Consider the following 18204-nt stretch of genomic DNA (forward strand, 5'->3'; position numbering starts at 1 on the left):
GATGTCGCACCCCGGCCGTACGGTAAAGAAGCTCGACGTGAAGGGAGCACTCCGTGGCCGACCGTGTCCCGCTGGATTTCGCCCCGCCGGTCCGCCAGCTGCGGTCCCTGCTGCTCGGCATCACCGATGACCATCTGGGTGCGCCCACGCCCTGCCCCGACTGGACGGTCGGTGACCTGCTCGACCACCTGATCGGCCTGTCCTGGGCGTTCACCCAGGCGGCGCAGAAGAAGAGCGACGCGCCGGGGGTCGACGGGCCACCGCCGGAGCCGTCGGCGGCTCACCTGTCGGCCCACTGGCGCAGCCGGCTGCCGGTCGTCCTGGAGGATCTGGCGATCGCCTGGCGCGCGCCCTCGGCGTGGGAGGGCACCGCCCGGGCCGGTGGCGTCACCATGCCGGCCACGGTCATGGGCCTGGTCGCGGTCAACGAGCTGACCATGCACGGCTGGGATCTGGCCCGGGCCACCGGCCAGGAGTATGCCGCCGATCCGCGGCTGCTCGAGCCGCTGATCGAGTTCCTGTCCCAGGGGCCGCGCGAGGGCACGCCGGGCATGTTCGGCCCGGTCGTGGCGGTCGAGGAGGAGGCCGAGCTGCTCGACCAGGCGGTGTCGCTGGCCGGCCGCGACCCCCGCTGGCGCCCCACCTCAGCCGCCCACTGACCGGGGGCCCGCCGCCCGGCTACGGGGAGCCGTGCACCAGCTCCGGCGGGGGCGGGTTGAACTTCTCCTTCGGCTGCCCCTTCAGGGCGTCCTTCAAGGTCTCCGCCACCGTGAACTTCGAGATCGTTCCCCGGCTCGTCCCCACGGTGTTCTCCGGGTTGTCCGGATCGGCTACGAACGCCGCCGCCGCCAGCTGCGGGGTGAAGCCGCAGAACCAGGCGCTCCGGTTGCTGTCCGTCGTGCCGCTCTTGCCGGCGACCGGCCGGTTCAGCGTCGCGTACACCATGGGGGAGGTCTCCCATCCGCCGCAGCTGCCCTCCGCCGCGCCATAGCCGGTGACGCACCGGGCCGCGTCCGTGGCCGCCTGCGCGACCTCGGGTCGCAGCGCCTGGCGGCAGCGCGGGCCCGCCACCTTCTTGCCCCGGTACGTCAGCGACGTCCCGTCCCGCGTGTTGATCATGCGGACCGGCAGCGGCTCGCAGTACTTGCCCTCGGCCGCCAGCGTCGCGAAGACGTTGGCCATCTCGATCGGCGTGGCGTCGCTGACGCCCAGGGTGAACGCGCCCCACCCGCTGGCGTGGTCGGGACCGGCCAGCGTGCGGTCGATCTCGGTGCGCCATTTCAGGCCCAGCCGCTCGGCCATCCGGACCGCCTTCTCCGCGCCCACCTTCTGTTCGAGCTGCACGAAGTACGTGTTGACCGACTTGCCGAAGCCGCTCCACATCGTCTGCCGCCCGGTCATCGAGGCGCTGGAGTTCTTCGGGCACCAGTGCACGCCGCAGGTCGCCGGGCCGGGCGCGGTGATGTACTTCGTCACGTAGCGCTGCGGGGCGTCGAAGGCCGTGTCCAGCGGCATGCCCTCGTCCAGCGCGGCCAGCATCGTGAAGATCTTGAAGGTCGAGCCGGCCTGGTAGCCCGCCATGTCGCCGCCGCCGAGCAGCGGGTTCACCGTGTTCGGGTAGTTGCCCTTGAAGTTGTCGCGCTTGCGCCGGTCGCTGTGCTCGCCGTTGTCCGTCTGGTCCAGCGAGTACTTGCGGTTCACCGCCATCGCCCGGATCCGGCCGGTGCCCGGCTCGATGACGACCTCGCCGTGCGCGTAGACGCTCTTCTTCTTCTCCTTGGCCAGGATGTGCTTCATCGCCGACTTCTGGATCTTCGGGTCGATGGTGGTGACCACCTTGTAGCCGCCGCGGCGCAGGTTCGCCAGCCGTTCCTGGGAGGACCGGCCGAACGCCGGCTGCTCCATCCACCAGTTGCGCAGGTAGTCGCAGAAGAAGCCCCAGTCGTTGTGCTTCTTCGGCACCGAGACGCAGTCGTTGGGCGGGGTGGTGAGCTTCAGCCGGATCCGGGACTTCTTGGCCGTCTCGCCCTGGGCCGCGGTGATGGCGTTGATCTTGACCATCTGGTCGATCACGTAGTTGCGCCGGTCGGTCGCCGCGCGCTGGTCGTTGGTCGCCGGGTCGTACGCCGAGGGCGCCTTGACCAGGCCGGCGAGCAGCGCCGCCTCGGTCAGCGACAGGTCGTCGGGCGTCTTGGAGAAGAACACCTCGGCGGCGGCGAAGATCCCGTACGCGCGGTGGCCGAAGTACGCCGAGTTGAGGTACCGCTCCAGGATGTCGGCCTTGGAGAGGTGTTTCTCCAGTTCGATGGCGAGCCGCATCTCCCGCAGCTTGCGGGCGGTGGTCTGCTCGGTCGCCTCCAGGGCCTCCTTGGGGGTGCGCGCGCCGTCGCGCAGCGCCATCCGCACGTACTGCATGGTCAGCGTGGAGGCGCCCTGCGAGACCCCGCCGGCCTGCTGGTTCGCGACGAAGGCCCGGGCCACCCCCTTGGCGTCGACGCCGTTGTGCTCGTAGAACCGGGTGTCCTCGGAGGCCACGATCGCGCTGGTGATGAAGGGCGACATGTTCGCGATCTTCGTCGGCTTGCGGTGCTCCTCGTAGAACGTGGTGAGCAGCGTCTTGCCGTCGTTGGCGTACACGTAGGTGGTCTGGGCCGACGGCACCTCGGTCAGGCCCTCGGGCATGCTCTGCAGCGCGCCGGCGCCGTTCTTCGCGCCGACCCCGGCCAGCGCCACCAGCGGGAAGAGCAGACCGGCGACCACGACCCCGGAGATGAGCCCGGCCCGGATGAGCGGGGTGATCCGTCCAGCTTTGGCGAGTCCGGTCTTCGTCACTCCTCGAAGGTATGACAAATCAGTTCATGTCCCACCGGAAAGGCTGAAGTATCCGGCCGGATCACATCAGGCATGCTGAGCCACGTGACCTCTCCCGCGGACCGGCCGGACGGCCTGCACCACCACGGTGACGCGGAGGTCGGCGACGGGCTGGTCGACCTGGCCGTCAACGTGCGGCGTCAGCCGATGCCGGACTGGCTGGCCGGACCGATCCGCGCCGCCCTGACGGAGCTGGCGGCGTACCCCCGGGACCGCGAGGCGACCGCCGCCGTCGCGGCCCGGCACGGCCGCGACCCGGCGGAGGTCCTGCTCACCGCCGGCGCCGCCCAGGCCTTCGTGCTGATCGCCCAGGCGCTGCGGGACGTGCGCCGCCCGGTGGTGGTGCACCCGCAGTTCACCGAGCCGGAGGCCGCGCTGCGCCACGCCGGCCACGCGGTCGAGCGGGTGCTGCTGCGGGAGGCGGACGGCTTCCGGCTGGATCCGGCCCTGGTGCCCGCCGACGCGGATCTGGTGTTCGTCGGCAACCCCACCAACCCGACCTCGGTGCTGCACCCCGCCGCCGACGTGGCCGCGCTGGCCCGGCCGGGCCGGGTGCTGGTCGTCGACGAGGCGTTCGCCGACACGACCCACCGGCCGGGGACCCGCGGAGAGCCCGAGTCGCTGGCCGAACGCCGCGACCTGCCCGGGCTGCTCGTGCTGCGCAGCCTGACCAAGACCTGGGGGCTGGCCGGGCTGCGGATCGGCTACGCGCTCGGCCCGGCCGAGCTGCTGGCCCGGCTGGCCACCGCACAACCGCTCTGGGCGGTGTCCACCCCGGCCCTGGCCGCGGCGTCCGCCTGCGCCGGCCCGGTCGCGGTCGCCGCCGAACGCGTGATCGCCGCCGAGCTCGCCGCCGAGCGGGCCCACCTGGTGGACGGCCTGGCGGGCGTGCCGGACGTCACTGTCGCCGGGTCGCCGGCCAGTGCCTTCGTCGCCGTCCGGCTGTCCGGCGCCGGCCAGGTGCGCCTCGAGCTGCGCAGACGCGGGTACGCGGTCCGCCGCGGCGACACCTTTCCGGGGCTGGGTGCCGATTGGCTCCGGATCGCGGTGCGCGACACTGCCACGACGGACGCGTTTCTTGCGACCCTGACGGATGTGCTGAAGGAGCGACAGTGACCCTGGAGACGACCCTCGCCGCGATCGGTCCCGCCGATGAGCCGGCCATGGCCGCCGCCCGTGACCTCCAGGCCCGGCTGACCAAGCCGGCCGGTTCGCTGGGCGCCCTGGAGGAGCTGTCCGTACGCCTGGCCGGGCTGGCCGGCGCCTGTCCGCCGCCGCTGCCGGAACCGGCCGCGATCGCGGTGTTCGCCGGGGACCACGGCGTGCACGCCCAGGGCGTCACGCCGTGGCCGCAGGAGGTCACGGCGCAGATGGTGGCCAACTTCGTGGCCGGCGGCGCGGTCATCAACGCGTTCGCGCGCCAGGTCGGCGCCTCGCTGATGGTCGTGGACGTCGGTGTCGCGATCCCGCTGCACGGCGGGGACACCCTGCTCGACGCCAACGTCCGCCGGGGCACCCGGGACCTGGCCGTCGAGCCCGCGATGACCCTCGACGAGGCCCGCGCGGCCCTCGAGGTGGGCGTGTCGGTGGCCGGCGCGCTGGTCGACGGCGGCGCGAAGTGCCTGCTCACCGGCGACATGGGCATCGCCAACACCACCCCGGCGGCGGCCCTGGTGTCCGCCTTCACCGGCGCGAACGCCGCGGCGGTGACCGGCCGGGGCACCGGCATCGACGACGAGACCCACGCCCGCAAGGTCGCCGTGGTGGCCGGCGCGCTGGCCCGGCACCGGCCCGACCCGCGGCAGCCGCTGGCCACGCTGGCCGCGCTCGGCGGTCTCGAGCACGCCGCGCTCGCCGGCTTCATCCTCGGCGCGGCGGCCCGGCGGGTGCCCGTGATCGTCGACGGGGTCATCGCCGGCTCGGCCGCCGTGGTCGCCGCCGCGTTCGCCCCGGACGCCGTCGCCGCGATGGTCGCCGGGCACCGCTCGGCCGAGCCGGGCGCGGCCGTGGCGCTGGCCCACCTGGGCCTCACCCCGCTGCTGGACCTGGGTATGCGGCTGGGCGAGGGCACCGGCGCGGCGCTGGCCCTGCCGATCGTGGCCGGCGCGGTCCGGGTCCTGCACGACGTGGCCACCTTCGACTCGGCGGGAGTCTCGGAGAAGTGAACCTCTATCCCCTGGCCCTCAAGCTGGCCGGCCGGCGGGTGCTGGTCGTCGGCGGGGGCGCGGTGGCCACGCGGCGGATGCCCGCCCTGCTCGCCGCCGGCGCCCGGGTCGACGTCGTGTCGCCCGTGCTGACGCCGGCGCTGCACGCGTACGTGGCCGCCGGGCGGCTGACCTGGCAGGAGCGGCGGTTCGTCCCGTCCGACGTGGACGGGGCCTGGCTGGTGCAGGTGGCGGTGGACGACCCCACGGCCGCCGCCGAGGTCAGCGTGGCCGCCGAGGAGCGCCGCGTGTTCTGCGTCCGGGCGGACGACCGGGACGCCGCCACCGCGTGGACCCCGGCCGTGACCCGGCATGACGAGGTCACCGTCGCGGTCACCGACAGCGGCGACCGCAAGCGGGCCCGCGCGGTACGGGACCAGATCGCCGCCGCGCTGGAGGAGGCCCCGCAGCGCCGGCACGAACCGTTGCGCGGCCAGGTGGCCCTGGTCGGCAGCGGCCCGGGCGACCCGGAGCTGATCACCGTCAAGGGGCGCCGCCTGCTGGCCCGCGCCGACGTGGTGGTGGCCGACCGGCTGGTGCCCGGCATGCTGCTCGACGAGCTGCGCCCCGACGTCGAGCTGGTCGACGCGGCCAAGATCCCGTACGGGGCCTCGGTGGCGCAGGAGGAGATCAACCGGGTCATCGTGGAGCGGGCCCGGGCCGGCGCCTTCGTGGTGCGGCTCAAGGGCGGCGACCCGTTCGTGTTCGGTCGCGGCGGCGAGGAGGTCGTCGCGTGCGCCGAGGCGGGCGTGCCGGTGCTGGTCGTGCCCGGGGTGACCAGCTCGATCGCCGCTCCCGCGCTGGCCGGCATCCCGGTGACCCACCGCGGCGTGGCCCACGAGTTCACCGTCGTCTCCGGGCACGTGCCCCCCGACAGCGTGGAGTCGCTGGTGGACTGGGGCGCGCTGGCCCGGCTGCGCGGCACTCTGGTGGTGCTGATGGGCCTGAAGAACCTGCCCAGGATCGCCGCCCGGCTCGTCGCCGAGGGCCGGTCCCCGCGGACCCCGGCCGCGGTGGTGCAGGAGGGCTCCACGGACGCCCAGCGGGTGTTGCGCAGCACGCTGGGGGAGGTGGCCGGCGCCGCCGCCGAGGCCGGGATCAGGCCACCGGCCGTCGTGGTGGTCGGCGACGTGGTGGCGGTCCTGGATCGGGGGATAGGTCCGGGCGAAGCCGGGTAACGGCATGTCCATGAGTGAGCGACCGCACATGACATTGTCCGGGATCGTGCTCGACGCCCCGGATGCGCAGGCGCTGGCCGGCTTCTACCACCGGCTGCTCGGGTGGAGCGTGGTCCAGGACGAGCCCGGGTGGGTCAAGCTGGGAGCGCCCAACGGCGGGCCGGGGCTGTCCTTCCAGTCCGATCCGGCGTACGTGCCGCCGGTCTGGCCGGCCGGTCCCGGCGATCCGCAGATGAAGGTGCACCTGGACATCCAGGTCGAGGACCTGGCCGCGGCCGGTGCCCACGCGGAGAAGGCCGGTGCCCGCCAGGCCGACTTCCAGCCGCAGGACGACGTCCGGGTCTACCTCGACCCGGACGGCCATCCGTTCTGTCTCTTCCTGTAGGGCTCAGCTTCCTGGAGGGCTCAGCCTCCTGTGGGGCTCAGCCCTCGTCCGGCGCCGGCGTGGCGTCGGTGTCCGGCACGCCCAGCTCGTTGAGGAACGTGCGGGCCCACTCGGCGACGTCGTGGGTCCGCAGGTGCCGCTGCATGACGCGCATCCGGCGCTTGAGCTCGGCCGGTTCCGCGCCGACCGCGCGCAGCAGGGCGTCCTTGACCCCGTCGGGGTCGTGCGGGTTGCACAGGAACGCCTGGCGCAGCTCGGTGGCCGCCCCGGCGAACTCGCTGAGCACCAGCGCCCCGCCGCCGTTGGCCCGGCAGGCGACGTACTCCTTGGCGACCAGGTTCATGCCGTCACGCAGCGGCGTGACCATCATGACGTCGGCCGCGACGTAGAGCGCGGCCAGCTCCTGCTTGCTGTACGACTGGTGCAGGTAGTGCACCGCGGGCATGCCGACCCGGCCGAACTCGCCGTTGATCCGGCCCACCTCGCGTTCGACCTTGACCCGCAGCGTCTGGTAGTGCTCGACGCGTTCCCGGCTCGGCGTGGCCACCTGCACCATCACCGCCTCCGGCACCTTGAGCTTGCCGTCGGCCAGCAGCTCCCGGAACGCCTTGAGCCGCAGCTCGATGCCCTTGGTGTAGTCGAGCCGGTCGACGCCGAGGATCACCGTCTCCGGGTCGCCGAGCTCGGCCCGGATCTGCTTGGCCCGGGCCTGGACCGCAGGGTCGGCCGCCATCCGTTCCATGTCCGCGGTGTCGATGCTGATCGGGAAGGCGCCGGCCTTGACCTTGCGCCCGTCGACCTGGATCGACTGGCCCTCGTAGCGCAGGCCCAGCAGGTGCCGGGCCAGCCGGACGAAGTTCTGCGCCGCCAGCCGCTGCTGGAAGCCGACCAGGTCGGCGCCGAGCAGCCCGCGCAGGATCTCGGCGCGGAACGGCATCTGCATGAACAGCTCGATGGGCGGGAACGGGATGTGCAGGAAGAAGCCGATGCGCAGATCGGGACGCATCTCCCGGAGCATCGCCGGCACCAGCTGGAGCTGGTAGTCCTGCACCCAGACCGTCGCGCCCTGCTCGGCCACGTCCGCCGCGGCCTGGGCGAAGCGCTGGTTGACCAGCCGGTAGGCCTCGCGCCAGCGCCGTTTGTAGACCGGCGTCTCGACGGCGTCGTGGTAGAGCGGCCAGATGGTCGCGTTGGACTGGCCCTCGTAGTAGCGCTCGAGCTCCTCGGCGCTCAGCGGCACCGGGTGGATCTTGATGCCCTCGAGTTCGAACGGCTCGGGCGCTTCGCCGTCCCCGCCGGCCCACCCGATCCAGGTGCCCCGCTGCTGGGCGAGCACCGGATGCAGGGCGGTGACGAGTCCGCCCGGGCTCGGGCGCCATTGCCGCTCGCCGTCGACCATGACTTCGTCGACGGGCAGGCGGTTGGCGACTACGACGAAGGAACTTCGTTCGGCCACGCTGAGTGCACCTCCGGGTCGTTCGGGGTTCCCGTCCCCGAGCCTACTGTGCGTAGCCGCTCGGGGCTTGCCCTGCTATGGTCCGGCCGCGCGGCACCGTCTCTGGCGGGAAGGTGCCATCCTGGGCCGGTGAGCCAGTCCGTTGATCTTCCCCCGCCACGCCGGCCACTGTTCTTTCCTGTGGTCATTGCCACCGTGCTGCTGAGCATCATCGGGATGTCCGCCGGTCTGGTGCTGGGCTCCCGTCACGAGGCGCCGCAGCGCACGGGAGAACAGACGAGCTACGTACCCACCGAACCGACGGTCTCACCTGTCCGTTGTCCCCCGGAGATGCACGACACCGCCCGCCGGGTCCTGGGCCACGCCGTCGAGCTGCGTCAGGTGCTGCGGGTGCGGGTCGAGCAGACCGGCACCTCGGTATGGATCTGCGCCGACGAGGGCGGCAGCCTGTATTACCAGGCCAACCGGGGTGGGGAGGAGAAGAAGTGGATCGAGGGCGAGACCGCGCTGTTCCTGGACGGGGTGGTCGAGCGGGACGGCGGCTACTTCGCCAAGGCCCACGACGGGAACACCTTCTTCGTCACCGAGAGCCGGCTGGAGGTCGTCCGGAAGGGCCAGATGACGCCCTACGACGTGGCGCCCGAGTGAAGTGAGCGGGGAATCCGGGCGGCCGGACCGGGGTTGTTGTAGGTGGCCGGTGGGGACCTGGAAAGATTGTCCTCTCGTTCCGGCAACCGGAAATCACGATCTCGGAGGTAGGCCGCACCGTGGCCCAGTTCATCTACGTCCTGGAAAAGGCGCGCAAGGCGCACGGCGACAAGGTCGTGCTCGACGATGTGACGCTCAACTTCCTGCCCGGCGTCAAGATCGGTGTGGTCGGCCCCAACGGCGCCGGTAAGTCCAGCCTGCTGAAGATCATGGCCGGGATCGACACCGTGAGCAACGGCGAGGCGCGGCTCATGCCGGGCTACTCCGTCGGCATGCTCGCCCAGGAGCCCCCGCTCAACGACGCCAAGACCGTCCTCGGCAACATCGAGGAGGCGGTCGCGGAGACCAAGGCCAAGCTCGAGCGGTTCAACAAGATCGCCGAGCAGATGGCCACCGACTACACCGACGAGCTGATGGAGGAGATGGGCAAGCTCCAGGAGGAGCTCGACCACTCCAACGCCTGGGACGTCGACTCCCAGCTCGAGCTCGCGATGGACGCCCTGCGCTGCCCGCCGCCGGACGCCGACGTCACCCAGCTCTCCGGTGGTGAGCGCCGCCGCGTCGCGCTGTGCAAGCTGCTGCTCGAGGCGCCCGACCTGCTGCTGCTCGACGAGCCCACCAACCACCTGGACGCCGAGAGCGTGCAGTGGCTGGAGCAGCACCTCGCCAAGTACGCCGGCACCGTCATCGCCATCACGCACGACCGGTACTTCCTGGACAACGTCGCGACCTGGATCCTGGAGCTGGACCGCGGCCGCGCGTTCCCGTACGAGGGCAACTACTCGACGTACCTCGACAAGAAGGCCGCCCGCCTGCAGCTGCAGGGCCGCAAGGACCAGAAGCTGCAGAAGCGCCTCGAGAACGAGCTCGAGTGGGTGCGCTCCAACGCCAAGGCCCGCCAGACCAAGTCCAAGGCCCGCCTCGACCGCTACGAGGAGATGGCCAACGAGGCGGAGAAGACCCGCAAGCTGGACTTCGAGGAGATTCAGATCCCGCCGGGCCCGCGCCTGGGCAACACGGTGATCGAGACCAAGGACCTGGTCAAGGGCTTCGACGACCGGGTGCTCATCGACCACCTGTCGTTCTCGCTGCCGCGCAACGGCATCGTCGGCATCATCGGCCCGAACGGCGTCGGCAAGACCACGCTGTTCAAGACCATCGTCGGGCTCGAGCAGCCGGACGAGGGCACGGTCCGGGTCGGCGAGACCGTCAAGCTGTCGTACGTCGACCAGAGCCGGTCCGGCCTGGACGGGTCCAAGACGGTGTGGGAGGTCGTCTCCGACGGGCTCGACCACATGATGGTCGGCAAGGTGGAGATGCCGTCCCGCGCCTACGTCGCCGCGTTCGGCTTCAAGGGCCCGGACCAGCAGAAGCCGGTCAAGGTCCTGTCCGGTGGCGAGCGCAACCGGCTCAACCTGGCGATGACCCTCAAGATCGGCGGCAACGTGCTGCTGCTCGACGAGCCGACCAACGACCTGGACGTGGAGACGCTGTCCAGCCTGGAGAACGCGCTGCTGGAGTTCCCGGGCTGCGCCGTGGTCATCTCCCACGACCGGATGTTCCTGGACCGGATCACCACCCACATGCTCGCGTGGGAGGGCACGGACGAGGATCCGGACAAGTGGTTCTGGTTCGAGGGCAACTACGACGCGTACGAGAAGAACAAGATCGACCGTCTCGGCGCCGACGCCGCCCGCCCGCACCGGGTCACTTACCGCAAGCTCACCCGCGACTGACGATCAGTGTGACTGACCGCTTTGTTTACGACGCGGCCGTGCGCTGGTCCGACATGGACGCGTACGGCCACGTCAACAACGCGCGCTTCCTCACCCTGTACGAGGAGGCGCGCGTGGCCATGTTCTTCCTCGGCGCCCGGGCCCAGGGCCTGACGTCGTTCGAGGACGGCATCGTCATCTCCCGGCACGAGATCGACTACCTGCGCCCGGTGGACTACGGCGAGGACGTCCGCATCGAGCTGTGGATCTCGGAGTTGCGGGCGGCCAGCTTCACCGTCGCGTACGAGCTGTTCGACGACGGCGTGCTGGCCAGCCGGGCCCGCTCGGTCTGCGTGCCGTTCAACCTGGCCGAGCAGTTCCCGCGCCGGCTGACCGCCGCGGAGCGGGACTTCCTGAAGCCGTACCAGGAGAGTTGACGATGACCGCGCACGGCATCGCCGGCGTCGCGGACGCGGGCGCCTTCCTGGCCCGGCTGACCCGCCTCGACCGCTCGGTCCTGGTCCGGTTGCGCTCGGCGGGGGAGCACACCGCGCTCTGGGCCGTGCTGCCCTGGGGCGTGCTCGTCACCCGCAAGGTGGCCGGGCCCGGGCCGGGCGACGCGACCGTGGCCGCCGCCGACCTGCTCGGCGCGCTGGCCGGGCAGAGCGCGGAGCTGCCCGGGCGGCGGGACGCCGACTGGCGCTGGCCGCTGCCGCCCGGCCGGGCGACGGCCGTCGAGGCGGTGGCCGCGTCCGAGCTGAGCCGGCTGGCCGAGGCGGCGGCGGGCACGCTGCGCGAGGTGACCGCGGGCGGCCTGGCCGGTCGCGCGGTGGGTCAGCGCGCCGTGCGCGACGCGCTGCTCGATCACGTGGCGCTGGTCGTCACCCCGGAGGCGGGCGAGCCGGTCGAGGTCTCGCAGCGGCTCGTCCAGGCGGTGTACCGGATGGGTTTCCTCGGTCCGGCCGCCGCGGGGGCGCCGGCCACCCGCGTGTGCGTGGCGGGACGCTGGGTGGGACTTTCGGCACCATATGGAGTCGCTTGGCTACAGCCGGTCCAAGTATTGACCGTCATGCCTATAGGGGCTCACCCGAAAGGGTGATGCTGCATCGGTCGTCCGGTCGCGCCCTCCGTTTGAGGGGATGACCTCCGCGACCTGTACGGGTACCGTCGCCCCGAGGTCCAGCGCTACGTCCGGCGCGGGCCTGCTGGGGAGTGAGGTGCACAACGATGCCGTGGTGGTCATGGCGTCCCGGGTCGGCCGGAGGCGACGAGCCCGAGACCGGCGGCGAGGTGGCGCTGCAGAGCAGCGTTCGCGTCGGAGTGCCGGCGCAGCGTGAGCCGGAACATTCCACGATGTCCTCCGCCGATCTGTCCGCGATCGACGAGCCCGACCAGGTCTCCCCGGTCGACCTCACGCGGATCGGCAAGGCCCTCGACCTGCTCGACATCCGGTTCCTGGCCGACGGCGGCGGCAGCCTGCTGGCCATGTGGGAACGGCACGCGGTGCTGTTCACCCTGGAGGGGCCGGACGACGAGATACTGGTGATGCGGGCCCGGCCACACGCGACCGTGCCGCCCGACTGGGCCGACCGGGCGTACAGGGTGGTCAACGAGTGGAACCACACCCGCCGCTTCTGCAAGGCGTACGTCGGCGACCCCACTGAGCGCGGCCAGCTGCCCATCTACGCGGAGCTCCAGGTGCCGCTCGCCTCCGGCGCCCACGACGCCCTGCTGGTGGAGATGCTCGACTGCGGCGCCGCCGTGGCCACCTCGTTCGTCGACTGGCTGCACGACGAGGGCGCGCTGCTCTGAAGCCCCGCCGGCGGGCCCGCTCAGCCCGCCGGGAACATGCCGATCCGGCCGTGGAACTCGCGGCCCAGCCGCTCGGTGTCCGAGCCGACGATCAGGCCCTGCGGCACCACCTGGAACGCGCGGACGCCGACCCCCCGGTCCCGGCTGGGATTCCAGGCCAGCGCCTTGCCGGTCGACGGGTTGAGCGCGCCGATGCCGACCCGCTCGACGGCGCCCGGGCCGGCGCCCTTCGCGTCGGTGCCGTACGGGTTGTCCAGGTAGCGCTGGTGGCCGCCGACGTACACGGCGCTTCCGGTCACCGCGACCGCGTAGAGCGAGTCCCCGCCGGTGCGCTGCACCCAGGTCGGGTTGTGCTTGCCGCCGCCGCCGGTCTCGAACCGGGCCGCCGAGTCGCAGAGCTTGGTCGGCGAGGAGGCGCGGCCGGTCGCGGCGACGACGAAGTACCGGCCGTCCGGGGAGAACTTCACCTGCCGCAGATACGTGTCGAAACCCTTGAGGCATTCCGCCTGGTACGCGTCGGTGTACCAGCTCATCAACGCGGCGGTGGCGCCGGAGACGTTGAACATGGCGATCTGCGTGCGGGTGGCCGTGCCGGACCGCAGCAACGCGCCGATCGCGATCAGCCGGCTGCCGTCGGGGGTGATGTCGAAGTGCTCGACCCGGGTCCGGCTCAGGCCGGGGGCGGACAGCTTGGCGTCGAAGCCGGCGTCGACCGCGCCCGAGCCGGCGTTCACCCGGGCCAGCCCGACCCGCTTGACGTTGTTGACTGCGGAGAAGGTGCCGCCGAGGTACAGCTTGCCGGCGCGGGCCTTGAGCGCGCGGACGTCACCCCAGTTGATCCGCGCGCCGAAGCCGGTGATCCGGGCGCCGGTGCCCACGGCGACCCGGGCCACGCCGCGCTGCGCCGCGCCGTTCACCGTCTTGAAGCCGCCGCCGAGGTAGACGGTGTTGGTCGGGCCCGCGGTCAGGGCGTACACGGCGCCGTCGACGGCCGGGGCGAACGCGCGCACCGCCCCGTCCCGCAGCCCGTACGCGAAGATGTTCTTCCGCGCGTACGTGGTCCGGCGCGCGCTGTCCTGCACCTTGGTGAAGGTGCCGCCGACGACGACGGTGTCACCGACCACGGCGAGCGCCCAGACGGTGCCGTCCAGCACGTGCGGGGTGAAGTCGACCGGGTTGGCCGACACCACCGCCGTTTGGGCCATGTCAGCCGCCGCGGGCGTCGCGCCCAGCAGGGCGGCGCAGGTCAGCGCGGTGGCGGCGAACAGGCGGCGTCGCATCGGTCAGCTCCCGGGATCGGTACCGCGAGGTCCGTGTCCGGACCGTCGCGTCAGTCACCCGATCAACGAGCGGGCTGACTCCCGGGATGCGCGTCCATCTTGTTGACCATGAAGTACGCGGCGCGCTCGAGATACTCCCAGAGGGCGGTGTGGTGCGGCTCCGGCAGGCCCAGCGAGTCGACCGCGGCGCGCATGTGGAGCAGCCAGGCGTCCCGTTCGGCCGGGCCGACCGTGAAGGGCGCGTGCCGCATCCGCAGCCGCGGGTGCCCGCGCTGCGCCGAGTAGGTGTTCGGGCCGCCCCAGTACTGCATCAGGAACAGCGTCAGCCGTTCCGCGGCGGGGCCGAGGTCCTCCTCGGGGTACATCGGGCGCAGCAGCGGGTCCTGGGCCACGCCGCGGTAGAAGGCGTCGACGAGCCGGCGGAAGGTCGGCTCGCCGCCGACGGCCTCGAAGAAGCTGACTTCCGGTTCCTCGCGGGATGCGCTCACCGATCCAGTTTGCCAGCCGTGCTGGGCTGAACCTGCTCCGGTGTGACGCGCGTTGCCCCGAGCGCCCCCGGCCCGGCCGGGTCGATCGGCCCGTCGCCCGGGGCGACCGGCGGGCGCCGGGCCGCCAGCACCGCCATCAGGGCCAGGCCGCCGAGGCTCCACAGGCCGACGACCAGGGGGATCGAGGAGAACTGGGCCAGGGCGCCGGTCACCACCACCGCGAAGAACTGGGTGAACTGCACGCCGCCCTGCATGACCGCGTACGCGCGGGCCCGGTAGCCGTGCGGGAGGGCCAGCACGAACTCGCCGTTCAGGGTGGGCATCAGGACGCCCTGGGCGACACCGGCCAGGCCCACCAGCACGGCCACGGTGACGGCGTTCGGCGCGAGGGCGGTCAGCGCCAGGGCCACGGGCATCAGCACGGCGGCCGGCCGCACCAGCCGGCCCCGGGCGCGCCGGCGGATGAGCCGCCCGACGACCAGGCCACCGACCACGAAGCCGACCGGGCCGGCCGCCATGATCAGGCCCTGGTCGAAGCCGCGGGCGGCCGGGTCCGGGTTCAGCACCGCGGCCCAGCCGGCGGCCAGGCCCTCGGGCAGGATCGCCAGGGTGGTCAGCGCGAACACCATCAGCGCGATCGAGCGCAGCAGCGGCGTACCGAAGACCAGCCGGAAGCCTTCGCCGGTCTCCCGCAGCAGGTGCCGGTGCTGGTCGGCGGCCGTGGCCGCGGGCCGCGGCCGCACCCAGACCGCGATGATGGCGGCCGAGACCAGGAACGAGACCGCGTCCAGCGCGATGCCGAGCCGGGCGTTGAAACCGGTGGCGATGAACGCGCCGAACAGGTAGCCGAAGACCTGGGCGGCCTGCGCGGTGGAGGCGTTGACGGCCAGGCCGGTGACCAGGCGCCGGCGGTCCAGCAGCAGCGGCAGCAGCGCCGAGCGCGCGGCCTGGGTGGGCGGGGCGCCCAGCATGGCCATGAAGAGCAGCACGAGGATCGCCCAGACCGGCATGCCGGGCAGGGCGATGAGCGCGATCGGAACGGCCCGGGTCAGGTCGGCGACGATCAGGACCCGGCGGTACGGGTAACGCTCCGCGAGCGCCGCCAGCACCGGCCCGCCCACGATCCACGGCAGGTAACTGATCGCGAACGACGCCGCGGACAGCAGCACCGACTCGGACTGCTGGTAGACCAGCACGGTGATGGCGGCCCGGGCGAGGTAGTCACCGAGCCAGTTGACGACCAGCGAGAAGTAGACGGCGCGGTATTCGCGGGCGGCGAAGAGGTCGCGGAAGGTGACGGGGCCGTCCGGCTCCGGCGCGCTCCCGGCCCGGTCGGCCGGCTGCGCATCGGGTCGGTCGTCCGACACCTGGACCCTCCATCGATTGCGACGGCCGCGGGATCACCGACGGCCGGACACGTCCCGCCGGAAATCCGGGGTGTGCGGATCCCGCGCGTACGTGACGCTGCAAGTGCAGATGCTCTGTGCACGATTCTGCCCGATCGTCCGAGCCATGGCTAGGGCGTACGGGCGGAATGTCGGCCATTCGGTCGAGGGCGGACATCCCCCATCATGCCGTAGGTCCAGGTCAGGTCGCACCCCCCGGTGTACCCGACGAGTCACCCGGGCCGCTGGAAAACATCGGCGGAACCGCCGAACGGGGCAGCATCCGCGAAACGGCGATCCGTTCGGAGATGCCCGAGGTCTCCAGCGCCTCGGTGAGCCGGCGCCGCAACTCGCGCTGCACGACCGGCTGACCGTCCGCGGTGGTCTTGGCGATCGTGCGGATGACCGCGCCGTCGACGGTCAGCTGCTCGACGCCGATCACGTCCGGCGGCTCGAGGAACTCGGTCGCGTGCTCCGGCTCCTCGGCGAGCGCCAGCGCGGCCCGCCGCAGCACCGCGCTGGCCTCCTCGGAGTTGACGAACCCGATCGGGATGTCGATGACCACCATCGCCCAGCCCTGGCTCTTGTTGCCGACCCGGATGATCTCGCCGTTGCGGATGTACCAGAGCACACCCCGCATGTCCCGCACGGTGGTGACCCGCAACCCGACGGTCTCCACGACCCCGACCGCGTCGCCCAGGTCGACCGAGTCGCCCACGCCGTACTGGTCCTCCAGCAGCATGAACAGGCCGGCGATGAGATCCTTGACCAGACTCTGGGCGCCGAAGCCGAGGGCCACGCCGACGATCCCGGCGCTGGCCAGCAGCGGCGCGAGGTTGAAGCCGAGCTCACCCATGACCAGCAGCACGGCCATGGTGAACACGACGGCGGTGACGAAACTGCGCAGCACCGAGCCGATCGCCTCGGCCCGCTGCCGCCGGCGTTCCGGGATGAAGGTGTTCTCGGCGGCCTCCTGCTGCTTGTCCGCGCGCTCGCGCAGCGGCTTGAGCAGCGCCGGCATGGCGGCGCGCGACGTGGTGGCGGTCAGCCGCCGGATGCCCCGGTGCAGCAGCCACCGGATGAGCATCGCGATCACCACGATCGCGACGATCCGCAGCGGCTTGACGATGAACACGTAGCTGCTGTTGGCCAGCCACTGGATGTCGGTCTTGTCCAGCACCCAGGTGCAGAGCGCGTCGGCCTTGCAGCTGGCCGTGACGTCGGGCGTCCCGGGCAGGAAGGTCGGGATCGACCCGGAGGGTGCGGGGGCGGGTGCCTGCAGAATCACGGGGCCCTAACCTACCGGCCCGCGAGCCCCGGGCCGAACCGGCCGTCCGCACCGCAGACCTCAGACGTTTACGGCCCGGCCACAGATTGTGCTCGCCATTTCGTCATTCATCAGGGACTATTGGCCCACGAGCACCGGTGCATCCGGCGCTCGTGCCATGACGACAAGCACACGGGAGCGGTTGCTAGCACCTACACCGAAGGGTGATCGCGATGCCTGACATACGACCCACGGTCGGCTCCTCCGCGTTGGTGTTGAACGCTACCTACGAGCCGCTGTGCGTCGTATCGGTGCGTCGAGCGACCATCCTCGTGCTGACCTCGAAGGCCGAGTGCGTCTCCGACGGGGACGGCATCCTGCACAGCGCCCACCACACCCTGCCGGTGCCGTCCGTGGTCCGGCTGACGAGGTACGTGAAGGTCCCGTACCGAACCCACGTCGGACTCTCCCGCCGAGCGATCTTCGCCCGCGACGGCGGCCGCTGCGCCTACTGCCGCGGCTCGGCCGAGACGATCGACCACGTGTTCCCCCGCAGCCGCGGCGGCCTGCACGCGTGGGAGAACGTGGTGGCGGCCTGCGCGAAGTGCAACCACAGCAAGGGCGACAAGACGCCGGCGGAGCTGGGCTGGCGCCTGCACGCGGCGCCGGCGGCTCCGCGGGGGGTGGCTTGGCGGGTGCTGGGGCATCGGACGCCGGATCCTCGGTGGGCGGATTGGCTCGATCTTCCCAAGCCGGTGGGTGCCGAGGCGGCGTAGCTTCGGTCTCGCTGAAGACAGATGGGTGAGTTGGGGGCCGGGTGCGTAACCGGGCTCACGAGTTGGTTGATCTCCTAACGGAGTCCAGTTCACGCCTTATTGGCCTCGTCGCTTCGTCATTCTTGGCAGAGGGCGATTCAGGGTCGGTGCCGGTGCCTGCTCGGTGGCCGCTTTTGTTCGCCGCCCGCGCCCCTAAGTGTTCGCCGTCGACGAGCCCTCCACGGTTATGGCGGATTGACTGGATCTTGAGGGCTCGGGTCAGGCGCTTGGACCGTCGAGCTGTCGGGTGTACCAAGATCCGCAGTTGGTGGCAGGGCGGTTGGATCTTGTGGAGTGGTGGCCGGTTGAGCGTGGCTACTGCATCAAGATCTGGGTGCAGCGGGCGATGCCGTCGGATCTTGTGGAGTGGTGGCCGGTTGAAAGCGGCTGCCGCATCAAGATTCACGCATTGGGCGCAACGCGGTCCGATCTTGTGGAGTGGCGGTGCGCTGGACCGGGTTAGCGCCACAAGATCTGGGTGTAGGGCCGTGATGGGGCCGGATCTTGTGGAGTGGCGGCGCGCGGGACCGGGTGAGCGTCACAAGATCTGGGTGCGGGGCGTGATGTGGTCGGATCTTGGGGAGTGGTGGCCGGTTGAGCGTGGCTGCCGCGTCAAGATTCACGCATTGGGTGCAACGTA

17 protein-coding genes are annotated in these 18204 nt (G+C 71.7%); 11 read left to right on the forward strand and 6 right to left on the reverse strand.

Translation table 11 applies throughout. From position 1 onward, the window contains the following. Window positions 1-53 precede the first annotated feature (53 nt). Window positions 54-659 (forward strand): TIGR03086 family metal-binding protein, encoded by a 606-nt coding sequence (locus Ani05nite_RS30785; protein WP_203774223.1) that lies wholly within the window; start codon window positions 54-56, stop codon window positions 657-659. Between the two features lie 19 nt (window positions 660-678). On the opposite strand, the gene Ani05nite_RS30790 is transcribed toward Ani05nite_RS30785, so the two are convergent. Continuing rightward, the gene (locus tag Ani05nite_RS30790) at window positions 679-2832 is read right to left on the reverse strand and encodes a transglycosylase domain-containing protein (protein ID WP_203774225.1); all 2154 of its coding nucleotides are present in this window, start codon (window positions 2830-2832) and stop codon (window positions 679-681) included. 84 nt (window positions 2833-2916) lie between these two features. Between Ani05nite_RS30790 and cobC the strand changes: the two genes are divergently transcribed. From cobC to Ani05nite_RS30810, 4 genes are read left to right on the forward strand one after another with little or no spacing between them, the layout of a single operon-like run. Next, window positions 2917-3987 carry an Rv2231c family histidinol phosphate aminotransferase CobC gene (cobC, locus tag Ani05nite_RS30795; RefSeq protein ID WP_239130798.1) on the forward strand — a complete coding sequence of 357 codons (1071 nt, stop codon included), beginning with the start codon at window positions 2917-2919 and terminating at the stop codon, window positions 3985-3987. Further along, window positions 3984-5036 carry a nicotinate-nucleotide--dimethylbenzimidazole phosphoribosyltransferase gene (gene cobT / locus Ani05nite_RS30800; protein ID WP_203774229.1) on the forward strand — a complete coding sequence of 351 codons (1053 nt, stop codon included), beginning with the start codon at window positions 3984-3986 and terminating at the stop codon, window positions 5034-5036. Before cobC ends, cobT begins: the two co-directional genes overlap by 4 nt. Further along, window positions 5033-6253 (forward strand): uroporphyrinogen-III C-methyltransferase, encoded by a 1221-nt coding sequence (gene cobA / locus Ani05nite_RS30805; RefSeq protein ID WP_203774231.1) that lies wholly within the window; start codon window positions 5033-5035, stop codon window positions 6251-6253. The genes cobT and cobA overlap by 4 nt, the downstream gene beginning before the upstream one ends. Before the next feature lie 10 nt (window positions 6254-6263). Next, on the forward strand, window positions 6264-6638 hold the full coding sequence (locus Ani05nite_RS30810) for a VOC family protein (protein ID WP_203774233.1): 375 nt from the start codon (window positions 6264-6266) through the stop codon (window positions 6636-6638). Window positions 6639-6675: 37 nt separating this feature from the next. Here Ani05nite_RS30810 and Ani05nite_RS30815 read toward each other — a convergent pair whose 3' ends face one another. Further along, window positions 6676-8094 carry an alpha,alpha-trehalose-phosphate synthase (UDP-forming) gene (locus Ani05nite_RS30815; protein ID WP_203774235.1) on the reverse strand — a complete coding sequence of 473 codons (1419 nt, stop codon included), beginning with the start codon at window positions 8092-8094 and terminating at the stop codon, window positions 6676-6678. Between the two features lie 180 nt (window positions 8095-8274). Between Ani05nite_RS30815 and Ani05nite_RS30820 the strand changes: the two genes are divergently transcribed. The 5 genes from Ani05nite_RS30820 to Ani05nite_RS30840 all read left to right on the forward strand — a co-directional run bounded on the left by Ani05nite_RS30820 (window position 8275) and on the right by Ani05nite_RS30840 (window position 12329). Further along, complete coding sequence (locus tag Ani05nite_RS30820) at window positions 8275-8742, forward strand: hypothetical protein (protein ID WP_203774237.1); 468 nt, start codon at window positions 8275-8277, stop codon at window positions 8740-8742. A gap of 119 nt (window positions 8743-8861) precedes the next feature. Further along, window positions 8862-10538 (forward strand): energy-dependent translational throttle protein EttA, encoded by a 1677-nt coding sequence (gene ettA / locus Ani05nite_RS30825; protein ID WP_203774239.1) that lies wholly within the window; start codon window positions 8862-8864, stop codon window positions 10536-10538. Window positions 10539-10546: 8 nt separating this feature from the next. Then, window positions 10547-10954, forward strand: coding sequence for an acyl-CoA thioesterase (locus Ani05nite_RS30830; protein WP_203774241.1), 408 nt, complete (start codon window positions 10547-10549; stop codon window positions 10952-10954). Between the two features lie 2 nt (window positions 10955-10956). After that, window positions 10957-11616 (forward strand): DUF8185 domain-containing protein, encoded by a 660-nt coding sequence (locus tag Ani05nite_RS30835; RefSeq protein WP_203774243.1) that lies wholly within the window; start codon window positions 10957-10959, stop codon window positions 11614-11616. 128 nt (window positions 11617-11744) lie between these two features. Then, on the forward strand, window positions 11745-12329 hold the full coding sequence (locus Ani05nite_RS30840; protein WP_203774245.1) for a type III secretion system chaperone family protein: 585 nt from the start codon (window positions 11745-11747) through the stop codon (window positions 12327-12329). Between the two features lie 20 nt (window positions 12330-12349). Here the strand turns inward: Ani05nite_RS30840 and Ani05nite_RS30845 are convergent, their stop codons facing one another. The 4 genes from Ani05nite_RS30845 to Ani05nite_RS30860 form a co-directional block, all read right to left on the reverse strand. Next, entirely contained in the window at window positions 12350-13609 is a 1260-nt protein-coding gene (locus tag Ani05nite_RS30845; protein WP_203774247.1) for a delta-60 repeat domain-containing protein, read from the reverse strand. A 62-nt stretch (window positions 13610-13671) separates the two neighbouring features. Continuing rightward, window positions 13672-14097, reverse strand: a complete 426-nt coding sequence (locus Ani05nite_RS30850) for a globin (RefSeq protein ID WP_203774249.1) — start codon at window positions 14095-14097, stop codon at window positions 13672-13674. Then, complete coding sequence (locus Ani05nite_RS30855) at window positions 14094-15464, reverse strand: MFS transporter (protein WP_203774251.1); 1371 nt, start codon at window positions 15462-15464, stop codon at window positions 14094-14096. The genes Ani05nite_RS30850 and Ani05nite_RS30855 overlap by 4 nt, the downstream gene beginning before the upstream one ends. Window positions 15465-15684: 220 nt before the next feature. Then, window positions 15685-16770, reverse strand: a complete 1086-nt coding sequence (locus Ani05nite_RS30860; RefSeq protein WP_203774253.1) for a mechanosensitive ion channel family protein — start codon at window positions 16768-16770, stop codon at window positions 15685-15687. 212 nt (window positions 16771-16982) lie between these two features. Here Ani05nite_RS30860 and Ani05nite_RS30865 point away from each other — a divergent pair, with 212 nt between their 5' ends. Continuing rightward, window positions 16983-17525 (forward strand): HNH endonuclease, encoded by a 543-nt coding sequence (locus tag Ani05nite_RS30865; protein ID WP_203774255.1) that lies wholly within the window; start codon window positions 16983-16985, stop codon window positions 17523-17525. Window positions 17526-18204 lie beyond the last annotated feature (679 nt).

This window comes from Actinoplanes nipponensis (assembly GCF_016862275.1).
GTDB classification, from domain to species: Bacteria; Actinomycetota; Actinomycetes; order Mycobacteriales; family Micromonosporaceae; genus Actinoplanes; species Actinoplanes nipponensis.

What these genes read in the sequence shown, in the direction of transcription:
- Ani05nite_RS30835 (WP_203774243.1), top strand. Translation starts at nt 10,957, where the DNA reads ATGACCGCGCACGGCATCGCCGGCGTCGCGGACGCGGGCGCCTTCCTG.
- Ani05nite_RS30810 (WP_203774233.1), top strand. Translation starts at nt 6,264, where the DNA reads ATGAGTGAGCGACCGCACATGACATTGTCCGGGATCGTGCTCGACGCC.
- Ani05nite_RS30865 (WP_203774255.1), top strand. Translation starts at nt 16,983, where the DNA reads ATGCCTGACATACGACCCACGGTCGGCTCCTCCGCGTTGGTGTTGAAC.
- Ani05nite_RS30840 (WP_203774245.1), top strand. Translation starts at nt 11,745, where the DNA reads ATGCCGTGGTGGTCATGGCGTCCCGGGTCGGCCGGAGGCGACGAGCCC.
- Ani05nite_RS30845 (WP_203774247.1), bottom strand. Translation starts at nt 13,609, where the DNA reads ATGCGACGCCGCCTGTTCGCCGCCACCGCGCTGACCTGCGCCGCCCTG.